The 19,670-nt window shown below is 71.8% G+C and carries 19 protein-coding genes; 7 read left to right on the top strand and 12 right to left on the bottom strand.

Translation table 11 applies throughout. From position 1 onward, the window contains the following. Positions 1-65: 65 nt before the first annotated feature. Positions 66-1,340: a M14 family metallocarboxypeptidase gene (locus tag AB0F04_RS01965; RefSeq protein WP_362036691.1), complete on the bottom strand. Its 1,275-nt coding sequence runs from the start codon at positions 1,338-1,340 to the stop codon at positions 66-68. Beyond that, positions 1,337-3,301, bottom strand: coding sequence for a Xaa-Pro dipeptidyl-peptidase (locus AB0F04_RS01970; RefSeq protein WP_362036693.1), 1,965 nt, complete (start codon positions 3,299-3,301; stop codon positions 1,337-1,339). The genes AB0F04_RS01965 and AB0F04_RS01970 overlap by 4 nt, the downstream gene beginning before the upstream one ends. Positions 3,302-3,512: 211 nt before the next feature. Here AB0F04_RS01970 and AB0F04_RS01975 point away from each other — a divergent pair, with 211 nt between their 5' ends. Both AB0F04_RS01975 and AB0F04_RS01980 read left to right on the top strand, forming a co-directional pair. Beyond that, positions 3,513-5,006, top strand: a complete 1,494-nt coding sequence (locus tag AB0F04_RS01975) for a M1 family metallopeptidase (RefSeq protein ID WP_362036695.1) — start codon at positions 3,513-3,515, stop codon at positions 5,004-5,006. Positions 5,007-5,293: 287 nt separating this feature from the next. Then, the gene (locus tag AB0F04_RS01980) at positions 5,294-6,181 is read left to right on the top strand and encodes an arginase family protein (RefSeq protein WP_362036697.1); all 888 of its coding nucleotides are present in this window, start codon (positions 5,294-5,296) and stop codon (positions 6,179-6,181) included. A 26-nt stretch (positions 6,182-6,207) separates the two neighbouring features. On the opposite strand, the gene AB0F04_RS01985 is transcribed toward AB0F04_RS01980, so the two are convergent. Then, complete coding sequence (locus AB0F04_RS01985; protein WP_362036699.1) at positions 6,208-7,674, bottom strand: amino acid permease; 1,467 nt, start codon at positions 7,672-7,674, stop codon at positions 6,208-6,210. Positions 7,675-7,892: 218 nt separating this feature from the next. Between AB0F04_RS01985 and AB0F04_RS01990 the strand changes: the two genes are divergently transcribed. Further along, on the top strand, positions 7,893-8,615 hold the full coding sequence (locus tag AB0F04_RS01990) for a MerR family transcriptional regulator (RefSeq protein ID WP_362036700.1): 723 nt from the start codon (positions 7,893-7,895) through the stop codon (positions 8,613-8,615). Here the strand turns inward: AB0F04_RS01990 and AB0F04_RS01995 are convergent. The 4 genes from AB0F04_RS01995 to AB0F04_RS02010 all read right to left on the bottom strand — a co-directional run bounded on the left by AB0F04_RS01995 (position 8,601) and on the right by AB0F04_RS02010 (position 13,684). Continuing rightward, positions 8,601-10,787, bottom strand: a complete 2,187-nt coding sequence (locus tag AB0F04_RS01995) for a 3-hydroxyacyl-CoA dehydrogenase NAD-binding domain-containing protein (RefSeq protein ID WP_362036702.1) — start codon at positions 10,785-10,787, stop codon at positions 8,601-8,603. The two genes, AB0F04_RS01990 and AB0F04_RS01995, sit on opposite strands and share 15 nt — an antisense overlap. A gap of 34 nt (positions 10,788-10,821) precedes the next feature. After that, positions 10,822-12,036, bottom strand: a complete 1,215-nt coding sequence (locus AB0F04_RS02000) for an acetyl-CoA C-acetyltransferase (protein ID WP_362036705.1) — start codon at positions 12,034-12,036, stop codon at positions 10,822-10,824. An 11-nt stretch (positions 12,037-12,047) separates the two neighbouring features. Beyond that, the gene (locus AB0F04_RS02005) at positions 12,048-13,193 is read right to left on the bottom strand and encodes a CaiB/BaiF CoA-transferase family protein (protein WP_362036707.1); all 1,146 of its coding nucleotides are present in this window, start codon (positions 13,191-13,193) and stop codon (positions 12,048-12,050) included. A gap of 110 nt (positions 13,194-13,303) precedes the next feature. Further along, positions 13,304-13,684, bottom strand: a complete 381-nt coding sequence (locus tag AB0F04_RS02010) for an MmcQ/YjbR family DNA-binding protein (RefSeq protein ID WP_362036709.1) — start codon at positions 13,682-13,684, stop codon at positions 13,304-13,306. A gap of 91 nt (positions 13,685-13,775) precedes the next feature. Between AB0F04_RS02010 and AB0F04_RS02015 the strand changes: the two genes are divergently transcribed. Then, positions 13,776-14,954: a saccharopine dehydrogenase NADP-binding domain-containing protein gene (locus tag AB0F04_RS02015; protein ID WP_362036711.1), complete on the top strand. Its 1,179-nt coding sequence runs from the start codon at positions 13,776-13,778 to the stop codon at positions 14,952-14,954. Between the two features lie 15 nt (positions 14,955-14,969). Here the strand turns inward: AB0F04_RS02015 and AB0F04_RS02020 are convergent, their stop codons facing one another. Further along, a complete protein-coding gene (locus tag AB0F04_RS02020) occupies positions 14,970-15,116 on the bottom strand; it encodes a hypothetical protein (protein ID WP_170320889.1) in 147 nt (48 codons plus the stop codon). 179 nt (positions 15,117-15,295) lie between these two features. On the opposite strand from AB0F04_RS02020, the gene AB0F04_RS02025 reads away from it, so the two are divergent. Then, positions 15,296-15,490, top strand: coding sequence for a hypothetical protein (locus tag AB0F04_RS02025; protein WP_053674895.1), 195 nt, complete (start codon positions 15,296-15,298; stop codon positions 15,488-15,490). On the opposite strand, the gene AB0F04_RS02030 is transcribed toward AB0F04_RS02025, so the two are convergent. Further along, the gene (locus AB0F04_RS02030) at positions 15,478-16,170 is read right to left on the bottom strand and encodes an endonuclease V (protein ID WP_362036714.1); all 693 of its coding nucleotides are present in this window, start codon (positions 16,168-16,170) and stop codon (positions 15,478-15,480) included. The genes AB0F04_RS02025 and AB0F04_RS02030 overlap by 13 nt on opposite strands. Before the next feature lie 62 nt (positions 16,171-16,232). Here AB0F04_RS02030 and AB0F04_RS02035 point away from each other — a divergent pair, with 62 nt between their 5' ends. After that, a complete protein-coding gene (locus AB0F04_RS02035; protein WP_362036716.1) occupies positions 16,233-16,526 on the top strand; it encodes a YciI family protein in 294 nt (97 codons plus the stop codon). Between the two features lie 10 nt (positions 16,527-16,536). On the opposite strand, the gene AB0F04_RS02040 is transcribed toward AB0F04_RS02035, so the two are convergent. Next, complete coding sequence (locus tag AB0F04_RS02040; RefSeq protein WP_062930312.1) at positions 16,537-16,860, bottom strand: hypothetical protein; 324 nt, start codon at positions 16,858-16,860, stop codon at positions 16,537-16,539. 70 nt (positions 16,861-16,930) lie between these two features. Beyond that, a complete protein-coding gene (locus tag AB0F04_RS02045) occupies positions 16,931-17,986 on the bottom strand; it encodes an oxidoreductase (protein WP_362036718.1) in 1,056 nt (351 codons plus the stop codon). A gap of 313 nt (positions 17,987-18,299) precedes the next feature. Here AB0F04_RS02045 and AB0F04_RS02050 point away from each other — a divergent pair, with 313 nt between their 5' ends. Then, complete coding sequence (locus AB0F04_RS02050) at positions 18,300-18,716, top strand: SsgA family sporulation/cell division regulator (protein ID WP_362036720.1); 417 nt, start codon at positions 18,300-18,302, stop codon at positions 18,714-18,716. 72 nt (positions 18,717-18,788) lie between these two features. Here the strand turns inward: AB0F04_RS02050 and AB0F04_RS02055 are convergent, their stop codons facing one another. Next, positions 18,789-19,439: a GPP34 family phosphoprotein gene (locus AB0F04_RS02055; RefSeq protein ID WP_362036723.1), complete on the bottom strand. Its 651-nt coding sequence runs from the start codon at positions 19,437-19,439 to the stop codon at positions 18,789-18,791. Positions 19,440-19,670 lie beyond the last annotated feature (231 nt).

Consider the following 19,670-nt stretch of genomic DNA (forward strand, 5'->3'; position numbering starts at 1 on the left):
ACAGCGGGGGAGGATGTAGGCCCTCCGTAAACGCTGCTACCACGTGTGGCGGAATTTCACCCCTCTCAACATGCGGTTTCGTATGAACCTCCGGTCAGGTGGTACTCGGCCCGGTCGTCGAGCAGCAGCGGCACGAGTGCCCGCAGGGGCTGACGCAGCGGGACGAGCACGCCCTCGCCGTCCTTGCGCACCCGCACGCCGTGCAGGGCGAGTTCGTCGCCCACCTCGGCGTACTGGGCGGCGGTGAGCCGGTAGCCGCAGGGTGGGTTCGAGATGGTTTCAGCCGGTTCGGGCGGGTCGTTGTCGGCGCCACCCACGTAGACGGGGCCGGTGTCGGTGTAGCCCGCGAGACGGGCCAGAGCCGTCGTCGCCTCGATGCGCGCGCGGCGCTGACCGGTGTAGTCGAACAGGGCGCCCAGCGCGTTCAGTTGCGAGGTGACCCGGCGCCGGTTGTTGAGCGCCTCGTCCGCCTTCTCCGCCTCGGTGAGCGGGTCGACGCGGCTTTCGATGAGCAGCCCGACGGAGTGCTTCACACCGGACATGTTGCGCAGAATGCGCTCCTGTCCGTCTCCGGCGACCTGTTTGACCGGCTCACCGGTCCCGGGGTCGGTCCAGATGCCGTAGGTGCCCGTCGAGTGGCCGGCCCGCCGGGCGGCGGGCCGTACGTACGTCTCGGACAGAGTCCTGGCCTCGTCGTGGACCGCCTCGTGGGTGTTGAGGTTGCGCGGCCACAGGTCGAAGAGGTCCTTGTCGTAGAACCGGGGTGTGGCGCCGTACTCGTGCAGGTCGTAGACGATGTCGGGGCGCTGGTCGCGGATGAGGGCGGCGAGGGCACGTCCCTCCGCGGTCTTCAGGGCGAGGTGGTCGCGGTTGATGTCGACGCCGTCGCCGTTGCCGCGGGTGTTCGCCGCCCGGCCGTCCGGGTTGGCGGTGGGCACGACCAGGACCGTGGTGCGGTCCAGGAAGCGGCGGGTGCGGCTGTCGTCGGCGTACGCGAGGTCGCGGACGGTGGTCAGACAGGCCTCGCGGCCGGAGGGCTCGTCGCCGTGCTGGCTGCAGACGAGCAGGACCTTGTTCGTGCTCGGGCGGTTGCCGATCCTTACCAGCTGGAGTGGGCGGTCCTGCTTCGTCGTGCCGAAGCGGGTCACGGAGACGCGGCTGCCCGACCGGTCGACGGCCCGGAGGAAGTCCTGCTCCTCGGACCGGGTGGTCCAGCGGGCGCCGTCCGACTGCTCGAAACCGGTGCGCGGCGGGGAACCGGTGGCCGCCTGGGCCGGGGCGGTGACCAGGCAGGCCGCGAGGGCCGCGGTGGTCAGGACGAGGGCGCCGGCCCGGGTCATCGGGTTCCCTCCGGGACGCGGTGCGTGGTGCGCGGCTCCCGGACGCCGTCCAGGAGCGTGGCTGCGGGGGTGGCGAGCGGGGTCCCGGCGGTGGCGCGGGCGAAGGCCGTGGTTCCGCCGACGAACGGGACGCGCGCCGAGGTGCGGGACAGGTCGAGGGTGAGCTTCGGCCGGTCGGCGGGAGGGTCGATGAGGTCCCTGTCCGTGCCCGCGACGATCAGCGCCAGGCGGTGGCCCTTCGGCACGACGTGGTCGGTCGCCGCGAGGTCGAGGGTGATCGTGTACCGCTTGCCCGGGGTGAGCGGGGAGCCCTTGTGGTCGGAGGCGTGGTTGCCGAGGTCGGCCCAGCCGCGGCTGACGACCGTGTAGTCGACGTCGGCGGTCTTCGCCTTCGTCTCCTTGAAGCAGGCGCTGTCCGCGGTGCTGCTCGCACCCCAGCAGGTGCGGCCGGTGAGGGTGGTGATGCCTTCGCCCGGGTCGGCGTAGTCGCGGATGCCGGCGGGGCCGAGGTCCACCAGGACGGCGGAGAGGTGGGCCGTGGGAGTGGAGGGCGTCGCGGTGACGGTGACCTCGGAGGAGCCGGACAGGCGCAGTCCGCGGGTGAGCGGTCCGGTGACGAAACCGGCCTTCTCCGGTGTGGGCCGGTCGATCCGGGCGGCCCAGTCGGTCTCGCTCAGCTTCGGGTCGTCGGTGAAGCTCTCGGTGCCGTGGCCGCGGCGCAGGCCGAGGGTGCCGACGCCGGCCTGGGAGCCGCGGTCGGGGCGCAGGGTGGTGGCCCGGGTGCCGCTCGGCGGCCAGGTCCTGGAGGTCTCCCACCGGTCGGGTGCGCGTTCGATGTCGGCCATGGGCTCGCGGTCGATGCCGTTGTCGTAGCCCATGAGCTCGTGGTCGAACCAGCGGTGCAGGGTGTCGACCCAGGCGCCGCGGCGGAAGTCGAAGGGGTCGACGTGACCGGTCTGGGAGAGCCAGATCTTGCGCTCGACGCCGTTCTTCGCGAGGGCGTCCCACCACTGGCCGACGTGCTTCATACGGACGTTGAGGTCCTGCATGCCGTGCACCAGGAAGACGCTGGCCTTGACCTTCCGCGCGGCCTTCACGTAGTCGCGCTCGGCCCACAGCGGGGTCCGGTCGCCGGTGCGCGGGGCGCCGTCGACGAGTTTCTGCTGGACGGCCTGGCACTTGGCACGGGCGTCGGGGCTGTCGACGTAGTCCGACAGCCACTCGGGGCCGGAGTCGTAGAGCGGGGCGCCCTGCTGGAAGTAGTAGTCGTACCAGGAGGAGATGGCACTGATCGGGACGATGGTCTTCAGGCCCTTGACACCGGTGGCGGCCACCCCGTTGGCGATGGTGCCGTCCCAGCTCTTGCCGATCATGCCGGTGCGGCCGTTGGTCCAGCCGGCCTGGGCGCGGGTGGTGCCGGTACGGCTCGTGTAGGCCCTGGCGCGGCCGTTCAGCCAGTCGACGACGGCCTTCGCGGACTGGATGTCGGAGCGGCCGCCCACGTCGACGCAGCCGTCGGAGCGATTGGTTCCGGCCAGGTCGACGCCGACGAAGGCGTAGCCGCGCGGGACGAAGTAGTTGTCGTAGTAGAGCGGCATGCGGTCGACGCGGCCCTGCGCGTCGTAGGTCTTCTTCTGGCTCTCGTTGCCGCGCCCGCAGCAGGAGTAGTACGGGCTGGCGTCCATGATGACGGGGACCTTGCGGCCCTGCCGGGCGGTTTCGCGGGGGCGGACGATGTCGACGGCGACCCGGTCGGCCTTTCCGTCGCGGTCGCCGTCGAGACCGGTGTCCACCCAGACGGCCTCGCGGATGGCGTTCTCGTAGGAGTGGACGGGTTCGCTCCCGCGCGGGGCGGCCGGTGCGGCCTGTACGGCCGCGGGGGTGATCAGGGTGGCCAAGAGGGCGGCCGTGGCCGCCGTCGCGAGCGGTCTCCAGGTCGTGAAGCGCGTGCGTTTCGGCATGCGCCGGACGGTACATCGGTGAACTCCCGTTCAGAAGAGGGCAGCTGACGGACCGGCGTGTCCTGGGCGGACGTTCGGGGCGGCTGTCTCATGTCGGCCGAATGGCGATCGTGTGACAGCGGAGGTCATGGACATGATTGAGGGCGCAGGGAGTCAATAGGCTCCGGACAGACCCCGGAAGACCTCGGGAACCTACGACTTGGAGCCTTGCGTGCACCGCAGAATCATCGCGCCGGGAGCCCTGGCGGCGACCGTTCTCCTGCTGGCGATCCCGGCATCGGCCGCTCCCCGCTCCCCCGGCGCGCCGGGTATCGGCGACCCCTACTACCCGGCCTACGGCAACGGCGGATACGACGTCTCCCACTACGACCTCCGCCTGAAGTACCGGCCGGCCACGGACGAGCTGGAGGGCACGGCCACCCTCGTGGCCCGCACCACCCAGGACCTGTCGAGCTTCAACCTGGACTTCCTGCTGGACGTCGGCGAGGTGCGGGTCAACGGTGCGAAGGCCTCGTTCCGGACCTCGGGCGAGCACGAGCTGGAGATCACCCCGAAGAGCCCCCTGGCCAAGGGGGCGCCGGTCACCGTCGTCGTCCGCTACAGCGGGGTGCCCTCGTCGAAGCAGGCCTACGGCTTCACCAGTTGGCACCGCACCCCCGACGGGGGTGTCGCGGCGAACGAGCCCGAGGCCGCGGCGTGGTGGTTCCCGAGCAACGACCATCCCCTGGACAAGGCGACCTACGACGTGTCCGTGCTGGTCCCGGACGGCACCCAGGCCATCTCCAACGGCACGCTCCAGTCGAGGAGTTCGAAGCTCGGCTGGACCCGCTGGAACTGGCGGTCCGACAAGCCGCAGGCCACCTACCTCGCCACACTGGCGGTCGGCAGGTTCGACATCACGACCGGCACGACCGAGGGCGGCATCCCGGTCCTCAACGCCTACAGCAAGGATCTCGGAGCGAACGCCGGGGCCGCGCGGGCGAGCATCGAACGGACCGGGGAGATCGCGGACTGGCTCGCCGGGTACTTCGGGCCGTACCCCTACAACGCGCTCGGCGGGTACGTGCCGAACACGGACACCGGGTACGCGCTGGAGACCCAGACCCGGCCGTTCTACAGCCCGCGGCAGTTCGCGAACGGGTCGAACGTGTCGGTCGTCGTCCACGAACTGGCCCACCAGTGGTACGGCGACGAGGTGTCGCTCAAGCGCTGGAAGGACATCTGGATCAACGAGGGGTTCGCGCGGTACGCGCAGTGGCTGTGGTCCGAGCACGAGGGCGAGGGCACGGCGCAGGAACTCGCCGACTACGTGTACGCCTCGCATCCCGCCGACGACCCGTTCTGGACGGTGAAGCCCGGGGATCCCGGCCCGGAGAACCAGTTCGACATCGCGGTCTACGACCGTGGCGCACTGGCCGTCCAGGCGCTGCGCAACCGGATCGGCGACGAGGCGTTCTTCGCGATCCTCAAGGGCTGGCCGTCGGAGTACGCCCACGGCAACGCGTCGGTGGCGGACTTCCAGCGGTACGCCGAGGAGGTGTCGGGCAAACCGCTGGCCGCGCTGTTCGACACGTGGCTGTTCCAGCCGTCGAAGCCGGGGGCGCCGGCTGCCCGGGCCGCCGCGGTGGCCGCGGCTGCGGAGGGCGTTTCCCAGCCCAGGTCGTGGAAGCGGATCGCGGCGACGAACGGAGTGCACGCGCACTGACGTCGTCGTCGCGCAAGGGCGGTGCGCCGCGATCCGGCCGGGGCGGCCCGTGGCGAAACCTCGTCATGGTGCACAGGTGTCCGGCCGGGAGCGGCCCGCGGCGGGACCTCGTCCAGTGCACAGGAGTCAGGACCGACCGGCCGGGGAGGGGCGGCTCGGCCGCACCGGGGCGTGGGTGCCTCCACTCCGTGGGGAGGCACCCGGCCTGCCGGGCCGGGCCCCGCCGTCTACGGTGAGCTCATGCGCCGTGACGAGTGGGGCCGCGGCCGCTGACGAGGGAGCCGGCGTTGCGGAAACTGGCGATCATCGAGGCCCCGTCCGTGCTCGGGCTGCGCCCCACCGGGGTGGAGGACCTGCCGGCGGCTCTCCTCGGTGCGGGGCTGGCCGAGGCGCTCGGGGCGGTGCACGCGGGGCGGGTCGAGCCGCCCCCGTACGACTCGGAGCGGGACCCGGGAACGGGTCTCCTCAACCCCGGCGGCATCGCCGCGTACTCCGTCTCGCTGGCCGACGCGGTGGGCGAGGTCCTGCACGGCAGCCGGTTCCCCGTCGTGCTGGGCGGCGACTGCAGCGTGCTGCTCGGCACCCTGCTCGCGCTGCGCCGCCTCGACCGGCACGGCCTGCTCTTCCTGGACGGTCACACCGACTTCTACCAGCCCTCGGCCGAGCCGGCCGGCGAGGTGGCCTCCATGGAACTCGCCCTCGCCACCGGGCGCGGCCCGCGCGTGCTGGCCGACCTCGAGGGCCGGGGTCCGCTCGTGCGGGACGAGGACGTCGTCGCGCTGGGTTTCCGGGACGCGGCGGAATCCGCGGGGTACGGGATGCAGCCGCTGCCGCCCGCGCTGCACGCGATGGAACTGGACACCGTGCGTGCGCTGGGGGCGGCAGAGGCGGCCCGCCGCGCGGTCGTGCTGCTGAGCGGCGGCGGCGCGGACGCCGGGTACTGGGTCCATCTCGACGTCGACGTGCTGGACGACGCGCTCATGCCCGCCGTCGACTACCGGCAGCCGGACGGCCTGACCTGGCAGGAACTGGAGACCGTCCTGCGCACGGCCCTGTCCGGCGGCGGCGCCGTCGGCCTCACCGTCACGATCTTCAACCCCCGGCTGGACCCCGACGGCACCCTCGCCCACCGCCTCACCGACTGCCTGGCGGGGGCCTTCGACAGCCAGGGCTGAGCCGACGGCTGCCGGGGCCCCGCCCGCTACTTCGTCAGTTGCGACAGCTCCTGGTCCGCGGTCTGAGAGACCCGGCGGCGGACGCCGAACCAGCCGGCGACCAGCATCGCCGCGATCACCGGGACGAGCAGGAGGGTCTTGCGGCCGACCTCGGGGTCGTTCCACATCATGCCGAGGCAGGCCAGCAGGAAGACGATCGTGGCGATCTCCGTGACCGGGGTGCCCTTGAGACGGAACGAGGGACGGCTGACCAGGCCCGCCTTGGCGCGGCGGACGAAGACCAGGTGACAGATCATGATGATCACCCAGGTGCTGATGATGCCGAGGGAGGCCACGTTCAGCACGATCTCGAAGGCCTGGGCCGGCACGAGGAAGTTCAGGCCGACGCCGAGGACACACACCGCGCAGGTGAGCAGGATGCCGCCGTAGGGCACCTGGCTGCGGTTCATGCGGGCGGTGAACCTGGGCGCGGAGCCGGCCATCGCCATGGAGCGCAGAATGCGGCCCGTGGAGTACAGGCCGGAGTTGAGGGAGGACATGGCGGCCGTGAGGACCACCAGGTTCATCACGTCGCCGGCGGCCGGGACGCCGATCTTCGACAGCACCGTGACGAAGGGACTCTGGTCGGCCGAGTAGACCGAGCCGGGCAGGAGCAGCGCGAGCAGGACGACCGAGCCGACGTAGAAGAGGCCCACGCGCCACATGATCGAGTTCACCGCGCGCGGGACGACCTTCTCCGGCTCCGCGGTCTCGCCCGCGGCGACACCGACCAGCTCCAGCGCGGCGTACGCGAAGATCACGCCCTGCATGACCAGAACGACCGGCATCATGCCGTGCGGGAAGACGCCGCCGTTGTCGGTGATGACGCTCAGGCCCGGCGTACCGCCGCCGACGTTCTGCTGCGTGGCGATCAGGAAGATGCCGATGAACATGAAGCCGACGAGCGTCGCGACCTTGATGATCGAGAACCAGAACTCCATCTCGCCGAAGATCTTCACCGAGATCAGGTTCACCACCAGGACCACCGCGAGGGCGACCAGCGCGAGCACCCACTGCGGAATGTCGGTGAACAGGCTCCAGTAGTGCGTGTAGAGCGCGATCGCGGTGATGTCGGCGATGCCGGTGGTCGACCAGTTCAGGAAGTACATCCAGCCGGCGACGTACGCGCCCTTCTCTCCGAGGAACTCGCGCGCGTACGACACGAAGGAGCCCGAGGAGGGACGGTAGAGCACGAGCTCCCCGAGGGCCTTGACCACGAAGAAGGCGAAGATGCCGCAGACCAGGTAGGCGATCGCCAGGGCCGGGCCCGCGTTGTGCAGGCGGCCGCCCGCCCCCAGGAAGAGGCCGGTGCCGATCGCGCCGCCGATGGCGATCATGTTGACGTGGCGGGGCTTGAGGTCCTTGCTGTAGCCGGCGTCGCCCGCGTCCGCGGGCACCTGGGCCGCGTCACCGCGGGATGCGGCTGCTGCCGTGTTCACGGCGTCCTTGCTCACGGTGGATCCACTCTCTGGTGCTCCCGAGCGGGTCGCGCTCGGCTTCCTGACGTACATAAGGTCCGTGCCCTCGGTAAAGGCACAGACCAAGGGGCCACCTTCCCCCACCCTTCGCGGCTCACGCGATGGCATACGTCACAGAGCGCGACTCCTCACACCACCTTCACCTGGGACACCGGAGGTTTCACAGCACTGGTGAGACAGCGATACTGCTGCACATGACGACCGACACCGAGGAGCCGACCCTCACGATCGACGAGCTGGCGGCCCGGGCCGGAGTCACGGTGCGCACGGTCCGCTTCTACGGCACGAAGGGGCTGCTGCCCCCGCCGGTGCTCGGGCCGCGGCGGGTGGGTCACTACGGACGCGGGCACCTGGCCCGGCTGGCGCTGATCGAGGAGTTGCAGCAGCAGGGCATGACACTGGCCGGCATCGAGCGCTACCTGCGGCAACTGCCGCCGGACCTCGGCGCACACGACCTCGCCATCCACCGGGCCGTGGTGGCGTCCTGGGCGCCGGAGAGCGTGGAGACGGTCACGCGGGCGGAGCTGGAGCGGCGGGCCGGCCGGCCGCTGGGCGACGAGGACGTCGAGCGGCTGGTCGCCATGGGGGTGGTCCGGCCCGCGGACGGCGAGTACGAGGCCGACCTCGGTCTGCTCCGGCTGGGCGCGGGGCTGCTGGACGTACCGCTGTCCCAGCAGGCGATCTTCGCGGCGCGCACCGTACTCATCGAGCACGCCCGCGCCGCGGCCCGGGAGCTGTCCCTGCTCTTCCGCGGAGAGGTGGCGGAGCGTGACGCGCGGGACGTGCGGTCCCTGTCGGCGCACATGCACCCGCTGGTGGTGCAGGCGCTCCTCACCGCTTTTCAGCGGTCGCTGAAGGAAGAGCTGGGCGAGTGGCTCACCGGGCCGTCGGAGTCCGGCGGGTCAGACGCGGGCTGAGTCGCCGAACCGCTCCCCCTTCTCCGCCTTGTCCACCAGCAGCGCGGGCGGGGTGAAGCGCTCGCCGTACTGCCCGGCGAGTTCCCGCGCACGGGCCACGAAGCCGGGCAGGCCGCCCTCGTAGCCGTTGATGTACTGGAGCACGCCACCGGTCCAGCCCGGGAAGCCGATGCCGAAGACGGAGCCGATGTTGGCGTCGGCGACGGAGGTCAGCACGCCTTCCTCCAGCAGCCGGACGGTGTCCAGCGCCTCGGAGAACAGCATGCGTTCCTGCATGTCCCGGAACGGGATCCGATACCCCGGCTTGGTGAAGTGCTCGCGCAGCCCGGGCCACAGGCCGGTGCGCTTGCCGTCGTCGCCGTAGTCGTAGAAGCCGGCGCCGCCGCTGCGGCCGGTGCGGCCGAACTCGTCGACCATGCGGTCGATGACGGCCTCGGCGGGGTGGGCCGTCCAGGTGCCGCCCGCCTCCTCGACCGCCCGCTGCGACTCGGCGCGGATCTTGCGCGGCAGGGTCAGCGTCAGTTCGTCCATGAGGGACAGCACCTTGGCGGGGTAACCGGCCTGCGCGGCGGCCTGTTCGACGGAGGCGGGCTCGATGCCCTCGCCGACCATGGCGACACCCTCGTTGATGAAGTGGCCGATGACGCGGGAGGTGAAGAAGCCGCGCGAGTCGTTGACGACGATCGGCGTCTTGTTGATCTGCCGGACCAGGTCGAAGGCCCGGGCCAGGGCCTCCTCGCCGGTGCGCTCGCCCTTGATGATCTCGACGAGCGGCATCTTGTCGACGGGCGAGAAGAAGTGCAGACCGATGAAGTCGGCCTGGCGCTCGACGCCTTCGGCGAGGGCGGTGATGGGCAGGGTGGAGGTGTTGGAGCACAGCAGCGCGTCGGGGGCGACGACGTTCTGGATCTCCTGGAACACCTTGTGCTTGAGGGAGGTGTCCTCGAAGACCGCCTCGATCACGGCGTCGCAGCCGGCCAGGTCCTGGACCTCGGCGGTCGGGGTGATGCGCGCGAGCAGCGCGTCGGCCTTCTCCTGGGTCGTACGGCCCTTGGCGACGGCCTTGGCGCACAGCTTCTCGGAGTAGGCCTTGCCCTTGAGGGCGGCCTCCAGGGAGACGTCCTTCAGGACGACGTCGATGCCGGCGCGGGCGCAGGAGTAGGCGATGCCTGCGCCCATCATCCCGGCGCCGAGCACGGCGGCCTTGCGGACCTTGCGGGGCTCCACGCCCTGGGGGCGGTTCGCGCCGGAGTTGACGGCCTGGAGGTCGAAGAAGAACGCCTGGATCATGTTCTTCGAGGTCTGGCCGGCCGCGAGGTCCACGAAGTAGCGGGCCTCGATGACCTGGGCGGTCTCGAAGTCGACCTGGGAGCCCTCGACGGCGGCGGCCAGGATGTTGCGCGGGGCCGGGTAGGGGGCGCCGCCCGTCTGCTTGCGCAGGTTCGCCGGGAAGGCGGGCAGGTTCGCGGCGAACTTGGGGCTGGCCGGTGTGCCGCCCGGGATCCGGTAGCCCGGCTTGTCCCAGGGCTGCTGGGACTCGGGGTTGGCGTCGATGAAGGCGCGGGCCTTGGCGAGCATGTCCTCCGGGCTGTCGGCCACCTCGTCGACGAGGCCGTTCTCCAGGGCGCGGCGGGGGTTGTACTGCGTGCCCTGGAGCAGCACCTTCAGCAGCGCGTCCGCGATGCCGAGCAGGCGGACGGTGCGGACGACGCCGCCACCGCCGGGCAGCAGACCGAGGGTGACCTCGGGGCAGCCGATCTTGGACCCGGGCGCGTCGAGGGCGACGCGGTGGTGGCAGGCGAGGGCGATCTCGTAACCGCCGCCGAGAGCGGCGCCGTTGAGCGCGGCGACGACCGGCTTGCCCAGGGTCTCGATGCGGCGCAGGTTCCGCTTGATCGCCATGCCGCCGTCGAACAGCTCCTGGGCCGTCTCGGGGGTGACGCGGATCAGGTCGCGCAGGTCGCCGCCGGCGAAGAAGGTCTTCTTGGCGGAGGTGATGATGACGCCCCGGATGGTGTCCTTCTCGGCCTCCAGCCGGTCGGTGACGGCGGCGAGGGAGTCGCGGAACGCCTGGTTCATGGTGTTCGCGGACTGGTTCGGGTCGTCGATGACGAGGGTGACGAGGCCGGTGCGGTCCTGTTCCCAGCGGATGGTGGTGGATTCAGTGCTCATGTGGAGGTGCTCCGTGTGATCCGTCGGGAGGGGGTCAGATGCGCTCGACGATGGTCGCTACGCCCATGCCGCCGCCGACGCACAGCGTGGCGAGGCCGTAGCGCTTGTCCTGGCGCTCGAGTTCGTCGACGAGGGTGCCGAGGATCATCGCGCCGGTGGCGCCGAGGGGGTGGCCGAGCGCGATCGCGCCGCCGTTGACGTTGACCTTGTCCAGGGACAGGCCCATGTCCTTGACGAAGCGCAGCACGACCGCCGCGAACGCCTCGTTGATCTCGACGAGGTCGATGTCGTCGATGGTGAGGCCCGCCTTGGCGAGGGCCTTGCGGGTGACCGGGGCGGGGCCGGTGAGCATGATGGTCGGCTCGGACCCGGAGACCGCGGCGGAGACGATCCGGGCGCGGGGCGTGAGGCCGTAGCGCTCGCCGACCTCCTTGGAGCCGATCGCCACGAGCGAGGCGCCGTCGACGATGCCGGAGGAGTTGCCCGCGTGGTGGACGTGGTCGATCTTCTCCACCCAGTGGTACTGCTGGAGCGCCACCGCGTCGAAGCCGCCGAGTTCGCCGATGTCCGCGAAGGACGGCTTCAGCTTGGCCAGGGAGTCGGCCGTCGTGCCGGGGCGCGGGAATTCGTCGTGGTCGAGGACGACGAGACCGCTGCGGTCCTTGACCGGGACGACGGACCTGTCGAAGCGGCCGTCCTTCATGGCGGTGGCGGCCCGCTCCTGCGAGAGGGCCGCGTACTCGTCGACGTCGCGCCGGGAGAAGCCCTCGATGGTGGCGATGAGATCGGCGCCGATGCCCTGCGGCACGAAGTTGACCTGGAGGTTGGTCATCGGGTCGTTGAACCAGGCGCCGCCGTCGGAGGCCATCGGCACCCGGGACATGGACTCGACACCGCCCGCGAGCACGAGGTCCTCCCAGCCGGAACGCACCTTGGCGGCGGCCAGGTTGACGGCCTCCAGGCCCGAGGCACAGAAGCGGTTCTCCTGCACGCCGGCCACGGTGTCGGGAAGGCCCGCGGCGATGGCGGCGATCCGGGCGATGTCGGAGCCCTGGTCGCCGACCGGGCCGACGACGCCGAGGACGATGTCGTCGACGGCGGCCGGGTCCAGGTCCGGGAACCGGGCGCGGATCTCGTGGATGAGTCCGACGACCAGGTCGATGGGCTTGGTGCCGTGCAGGGCTCCGTTGGCCTTGCCGCGGCCGCGCGGGGTGCGGATCGCGTCGTACACATAGGCTTCGGTGCTCACGAGGAGGCCTTTCACTGAGGGGTGCGGGACGACGGGAGCAGCCCGGGGACGTCCCAGTCCCGGGCGACGTCCGCGGTGTCGGCGCCCGGCCGGGCCGGGCCCGTGCGGACGGAGGTCGGGGTCGCGGAGAAGCGGGGGGCCGGGGCGGGCTGGGTGATGCCGCCGTGGTCGGTGAAGGTGCCGCGGGCGGCCAGATGCGGGTGGTGCGGGGCCTCGCGCAGTGACAGCACGGGCGCCACGCAGGCGTCGGAACCGTCGAAGACGGTCGTCCACTCGTCCCTCGTCCGCGCTTTGAAACGGGCGGCGATCTCGTCGCGCAGTTCGCCCCATCGGGTGACGTCCGTGCGGGCCTCGGCCCGGTCGTCGACGCCCAGGAGGGAGAGGAACTCGGCGTAGAACTGCGGTTCCAGGGCGCCGACGGCCATGTACCGGCCGTCGGCCGTCTCGTAGGTGCCGTAGTAGGGGCAGCCCCCGTCCAGGAGGTTGCCGCCGCGGCGGTCCTGCCAGCCGCCGGCGGCGAGCATGCCGTGGATCATCGTGGCGAGGTGGGCCGTCCCGTCGACGATGGCGGCGTCGACGACCTGGCCGGTGCCGGTCGCGCGGGCGTGGTGGAGGGCGGCGAGGACGCCGACGACGAGGTAGAGGGAGCCGCCCGCGTAGTCGCCGAGCAGGTTGGCCGGGGCGGGCGGCGCCTCCTGCGGCCTGCCGATTATGCCGAGGGTGCCCGTGGGGGCGATGTACGCGATGTCGTGCCCGGCGCGCCGGGCGAGCGGGCCGTGCTGGCCCCAGCCGGTCATGCGGCCGTAGACCAGGCGTGGATTGCGGGCGTGGCAGGGCTCGGGGCCGACACCGAGGCGTTCGGCGACGCCGGGGCGGTAGCCCTCGACCAGGACGTCGGCACGGGCCGCGAGGTCGAGCACCCGTTCCCGCCCCTCGGGTGATTTCAGGTCGACGACCACCGAGCGCTTGTTGCGGTTGGTGACGTCGTACGCCGGGTCGATCCCGAGTCCGGGGCCGCCCGGGCGGTCCACGCGCACGACGTCGGCTCCGAGGTCGGCCAGGAGCATGGCGGCGAACGGGCCGGGCCCGATGCCGGCCAGCTCGACGACGCGCACGCCGGTGAGCGGGCCGTGTCCTGGCGTCCTTGCCGTGGTCATCCAGCCCCCAGTGCTGTGACACATCTGATGTAACACCAGTGATGCTAAGAACGTGTTCCACTCGGCACAAGGCCTGAACGAGCAAGCGCTTAGCAATCTGCCGGACGAGGTCAGGTCCCGTCCAGGGCGGCTATCAGCCGCTTCGGGGCGATGACGCGGTAGCTCTCCTCCACCCAGTCGCAGAGCACGTCCGCGGCCGGGGCGCCCTGCTGCTCCAGGGGGATGGACACCCAGCCCGCCTTGCCCAGGCCGTACCCGGCGGGCTCGGCGCCGGGACAGGCCAGTGCGTGGGCGTGCGCCGTCTCGTCGGTGAGCTTCACTGTCACCCCCAGGGGGTAACTGCCGTCCACGACCCCGAGGAAGACGAACACCTTCTTGTTGACCTTCGCGACGGACTCGCCCCAGGGGAACTCCTCGACGGCGTCCGGCAGCCCCAGTGCGAACGCGCGCACTTTCTCCCACTTCTTCAGGGCATTCCTGGGCACGGCCATCGTGGTCCTCCGGGCTCGTCGTCGGGCTCCGCACACCTCACGCTAGCCTCGGCCACCGACAGCGGCACGGGCTGCACGACCGAGGGGTGTCATGAGCAGGCAAAGCAGGACGGACCGTCCGTACGACATCGTGCTCTTCGGAGCGACCAGTTTCGCCGGTGCGCTCACCGCGGAGTACCTGGCCGCCCACGCGCCGAAGGAGCTGCGCTGGGCGATCGCGGGCCGCAGCGCGCAGAAGCTGGAGCGGCTGCGGGAGCGGCTGCCCGCCGACGCGGAGATCGGCGTGCTGCGGGCGGACGTCTGCGACCCGGCCTCGCTGCGCGACCTCGCCGGGCAGGCGCGCGTGGTGGCCACGACCGTCGGCCCGTACGTGACGTACGGGGAGGAACTCGTCGCCGCCTGCGCGGACGCCGGGACCGACTACCTGGACCTGTCCGGCGAGCCCGAGTTCGTGGACCTGATGTACGTCCGGCACGACGCCCGCGCGCGGGAGACCGGGGCGCGGCTGGTGCACGCCGCCGGGTTCGACTCGATACCGCACGACCTGGGCGTGTACTTCACCGTGCAGCAGCTGCCCGAGGACGTACCGCTGACCGTGGAGGGCTTCGTCACCGCGGACGCGGCCTTCTCCGGCGGCACCTTCGCCTCCGCGCTGGGCCAGTTCGCACGACAGCGCGAGATGGCGGCGGCCGCGCGGGACCGGCGGCGGCACGAGCCCCGGCTGGTGGGCCGGCGGACGTCGGCACCGGTGGGCGCTCCGCGATTCGCCAGGGAGGTCGGCGCGTGGGCGCTGCCGATGCCGACCATCGACCCGCAGATCGTGCGGCGTTCGGCGGCGGCCCTCGAACGGTACGGCCCCGACTTCCGCTACCGGCAGTACGCGGCCGTCCGGCGTCTGCCCGTCGCCGTGGGCGGGGTCGCGGCGGTCGGCGCGCTGGTCGCGGCGGCGCAGGTGGCGCCCGCGCGGCGCTGGTTGTCGGACCGGCTCAAGCCCGGGGACGGGCCGAGCCCCGAGAAGCGGGCGAAGAGCTGGTTCTCCGTGCGCTTCGTGGGCGAGGGCGGTGGCTCGCGGGTGTACACGGAGGTCTCGGGCGGCGATCCGGGTTACGACGAGACGGCGAAGATGTTCGCCGAGTCGGCGCTGTGCCTGGCCTTCGACGACCTTCCGAAGACGGCGGGTCAGGTCACCACGGCGGTGGCGATGGGCGACGCGCTGATCGGCCGGCTGCGCGCGGCGGGCATCCGCTTCCGCGTCGCGGCGGCCCGCTGAGGGATCGCCGGGGGCCTACAGCGGCCACTCGGCGAGGGTGTAGATCATCCCGGCGATCCAGCCGAGTCCGGCCAGGACGGCGAGGATCAGCCCTATGGTGACGGCCCGCTCGACGGTCTGGGTCGGAGCGGCGACAGGCTTGGGGGCGCGGTGCGTCGTCATGCGCCCCAGCCTGTCGGCGCGGCCGCCCCCGGACATCCGTACGGGTACTCAGGGCCGGTACTCAGCTTCGCTCGCCCCGCCCGGCCCGCGCCTCTCCCTCGCTTGGGACTTCCACGCCTCCCGCCTGCGGTGATCGCTCGAAAAGTCCCAACAAGGAGTTCAATGAAACCCTTGAAGGCATGAGATTCCTTCTGGAAGTTTCCCTGGACGACGCGGCGTTGGCTAAGGACCCGGCGGGCGAGCTGGGCCGGATCCTCAGGTACTGGGCCGGCAATCTGCGCCACTACGAACTCGTCCCCGGCGACGAGTCGGCGGTGTACGACTCGGAGTACCGCGAGGTGGGCCGCTGGCGGGTGGACGGTCAGGCCGAGTAGGTCTCCCGGAGCGCCTCGCGGCACAGCGCGTCCGCCCTGCGGGTGGTTTCCGGGAGGCGGTAGGCGGGGGTCAGCGCGAGGGTGTGGGCGCAGGCGTCGTCCAGCGTCATCCGGTGGCCGACGGAGACGAAGACCGGCTTGACCCCGGCCCGGGTGCGCAGGGCCCGGCCGACCTCCTCGGAGCCGGCCAGAAGCGGGGCGGTGCTGCCGCGCGGAGTGTCCGGGTCGTCGTGGGTGAAGGTGAACGGGTTCTTGGCGACGCCGATCGTGGGCAGGCCGGTCAGGACGCCGAGGTGGCTGGCGAGGCCGAAGCGGCGGGGGTGGGCGAGGCCGTAGCCGTCGCAGACGACCAGGCCGGGCGGGCAGGGCAGGGCGTCGAGGGCGGCAAGGACCGTGGGGATCTCGCGGAAGGCGAGCAGCCCGGGCACGTAGGGGAAGGAGACCCGGCCCACGGCCGTGGCCTCGGCGACGACCTCGAGACTCGACGCGTCCAGGACGACCGCCGCAGCGGCGACCACGTCCCGTTCGTCGTCGTACGCCACGTCGACGCCCGTCACCCGGCCCGCTCCGGGCGGCGGCCCGGCCGCGTCGAGGATCACGCGTGCGCGCAGTCGGTCCTGGACGGCGCGGGCCTGTTCCTCGGTGGCGGGCCAGTCTTCGGGGATGCGTACGGTCCTCATGGTGACCTGAGCCTACGGGCTCCCCGGCAGCCGGACAGGGGCCTGGAGGTAGGCTCCCGATCATGTTCGTGCTGGAACTGACGTACACCGCCCCGCTGGAAGCCGTCGACGCCGTGCTCGAGGAGCACGTGGACTGGCTCGACGAGCAGTACCGGCAGGGGGTGTTCCTCGCGTCCGGGCGCAAGAACCCCCGCGACGGCGGGGTGATCATCGCCGTCGCGGGGGATCGCGCGCGGATCGAGGCGATCGCCGCGGAGGACCCGTTCGTGACCGCGGGCGTGTGCGCGTACCGCGTCACCGAATTCGCGGCGACGAAGACGGCACCCGCGCTGGAGGCCTACCGCGAGACCCTCTGAGGCGTCCGCCTCACTTGCCCAGGGCGCGCTGCAGCTGGCTCTTGTTCATGCTGGAACGGCCCTCGACGCCCTTGCGCTTGGCCTCCTGGTACAGCTGGTCGTACGTGGGTCCCTGGGAGCCCTGCCCCGACCGCTGACCGCCCCGCTTGCCGGAGGACATGTCCTTGGTGGAGGTACGGCTGGCGGTCTTGGACTCGCCGGAGCGGGCGCGTTCCTTGTTCACCGTCCGCGCGGCGATCTCCTTCGCGCGGCCGGTGCTCTCGCCCCGGTCCTTCGCGCTTTCCTTGATGTGCTCGTACTGGCGCTCCCGCTTGGAGCTCGAACCGCGTGGCATTGCCGCTCACTTCCTTTCCTGATCAGTGAACGAGTACCCAGCCTGCCAACGATCAGGGCACCCCGCATGCTCAGTGCTCCAGGCGGGCAACCCGGCCCTTCTCACCTGCGGCCCAGCACCCGTGGTCCGGGGTGCAGTCGACGGTGTCGTAGGAGCCCGCGTCGACCGTCCGCCAGGTCCGGCCGGCGTCCGTGGTGAGGTCGGTGCCGCTGGGGCCGACGGCGAGGGCGGCGGTGCGGCTGTGCGGGAGCCAGGCGACGCCCGAGCGGTAGGCGGGCGGGGGTGTGGCGGCCGGGCGCCAGGTGCGGCCGCTGTCGGCGGTGCGGGCGGCGGCCTGCGGTGAGGCCTGGTCGGGGCGGAAGTCGCCGCCTACGGCGAGACCGTGGGTGCGGTCGCGGAAAGCGAGCGCGAAGACGCCCCGGGCGGGGTCACCCGCGGGGAGGGGCGAGTCGGTGGCCGTCCAGGTACGTCCGCGGTCGAAGGAGTGCAGGACCCGTGCGCGTGCCGCCCCGCCGGTGGCCAGCCAGACGTCCCGTGTCCCGGACGTCACCAGGCACTGGCCGCTCGCCGCGAACCCGGCCTCGCCCTCCTGCGCGGCCGGCATCCCCCGGCCCGGCAGCACCTTCCACGTACGGCCGCCGTCCCCGGTCGACAGGATGCGGAACTTCCCGTCCACCGGGTCGCTCATCGCGAGCCCGTGGCGGCGGTCGAAGAAGGCGAGGCAGTCGTAGAACGCCTTCGGGTCGGAGTTGCGGAAGGACTCCGTCCAGGTCGCTCCGCCGTCGTCGGTGCGATAGACCCGGGACGCCTCGCCCTCCCCGATGGCCAGCACCACGGCCCGGCGGGCGTCGAACGCCTCGACGTCCCGGAACTGCAACTCCCCCGCGCCGGGCGGTGACACGTTCCGCCAGTTCTCACCGCCGTCAGTGGTGCGCAGCACGGTGCCGCCGGTGCCGGCGACCCAGGCGGTGTTCCGGCTGACGGCGGCGAGGCCCCGGAAGCGTGCCTGCGGGGTGCCGGTGTCCTTGAGTTCCCAGTGCGGCGAACGGTGCGCGGGCGCGTGCGCGTGCGCCGGTACGGCGGTCACGGCCGCCAGTGCCGCCCCGCAGACCGCTATGGCGGTCACCCTGCCCCGCGTTCGTCCCGTCCGTCGTGTTCGTCCCGTCCGTCGCGTGCTCCCCATGCGCCTCATGGCGGGGAAGCTAGCCCGCCGCCCGGGTGGCGTCCAGATGGCCTCGCGGGTGCTGCCGACGGCGCGGTGGACGCCACAAGTGCCCGGGGAAGCACACAAGGAGAGTCAGGTCACTCCTGTGCATGAACGCGGTGACAGAGGTCACTCGCCTTTCGTGTGCACGGATTGGCTGATTCCGTCGTCTCTTCCTGTGCCCGGCCTCATCCGCCCGGAAGTGTCCGTCCAGCCGTCACAAGGGAGCAAGGCGTTGTCCATCGTCATAGAGCAGCCCGTGGAGGCCCGCCTCGTCGCAGCCGCGCCGCGTATGCCGAGCATTCCCGCGACGCTGCACTACGACCGGCGTGACCCTTTCGCGGTCCGCATGACCTTCCCCGCTCCGGCCACGCTGGAGGGCGTCGAGGTCTGCTGGACCTTCTCGCGCGAGCTGCTGACCGCGGGCCAGAAGAGCGCCGAGGGGCACGGCGACGTGCGCGTGCGCCCCTACGGCTACGACCGCACGGTGCTGGAGTTCCACGCCCCCGAGGGCACCGCCGTGGTCCATGTCCGCTCCAGCGAGATCCGCCGGTTCCTCGAGGCCACGAGCGAGCTCGTGCCGGTCGGTCTGGAGCACCTCCAGCTGGATCTGGACCACGGTCTCGCCGAGCTGATGCGGGACGCATGCTGAGCTGACGGTCTCGTGCCGGCAGGCGCCGCCTGTTCCGTCCCGGCCGGCCGTCACGCCACCGGGCACGGGGAATCATCCTCGGGCCGCTGCCGGATCCGGTGACCTCCCCGCGGTGACCGCCGCGGCCACCTCGCGGACGATGCGCCCCAGTCCGGGCGTCGCCGCTCCGGCCCGTTCGGTCAGATCCCGGGTGCGGTGTCCGGGGGTGCTCTCCGCGAAGAGGTCCGCGACGGCGGCGAGGAGGGCGACCGCCGCGTCGCGAGCGGAGATCCCGGCGGGCAGCGGTCCCCGGAGGACCTGCCGGGTCTCCTCCCGCAGCGCCGCCACGACGGTCGCACGTTCCAGCGTGTACTCCACGGACGGGAACACCCCGAGCACCCGGCGCTTCTCGGCCCGCAGGCAGCCCTCGGCCACCAGCTGCTCCCGTACGGCGTCCGAGGTCACCCGCGCCCGCAGCGTCACCCAGGTCCGCCAGGAGTGCGGGCACGACTCGCGGACGAGCTCCAGCAGCCCGTCGAGGACCGGGTCACCCGCGCGCGCGTCCAGGTCCACCGGCGTGGCGATACCGTCCACGTCGGTCAGCAGCCCGCGCTGGGCCAGCTCGACGAGGGCACCGGCCCGCACCAGGCCGGGCCACGGCACGGTGCGGCCGGCCGCGGGGCGTGCGGCGTCCCAGGCCAGCAGGCAGAGCCGGGCCGGCAGCGAGAGCGGGCCGTGCGGCACGGGAGGCCTCCGAAGCGGAAGGAAACGGGTTGCGCGTAAATGCGTTGACAGGCGCACAGCGCCTTCGTACGGTCTACAAGTCCTGTTGCCGCCGATTGGAGAAGGACGTTGCTCGTCTGAGGTCCTGAGACACCGCGTCACACCCCTGTGTGGTGTGCGCTGCGTGCGACCTCGGCGTTCGAGCCGTCCTCCGGTGCAGGGCATTTCTCATGTCCGTGACGTACCCATGGA

It is taken from the genome of Streptomyces sp. NPDC029041 (assembly GCF_040637515.1).
GTDB lineage: Bacteria > Actinomycetota > Actinomycetes > Streptomycetales > Streptomycetaceae > Streptomyces.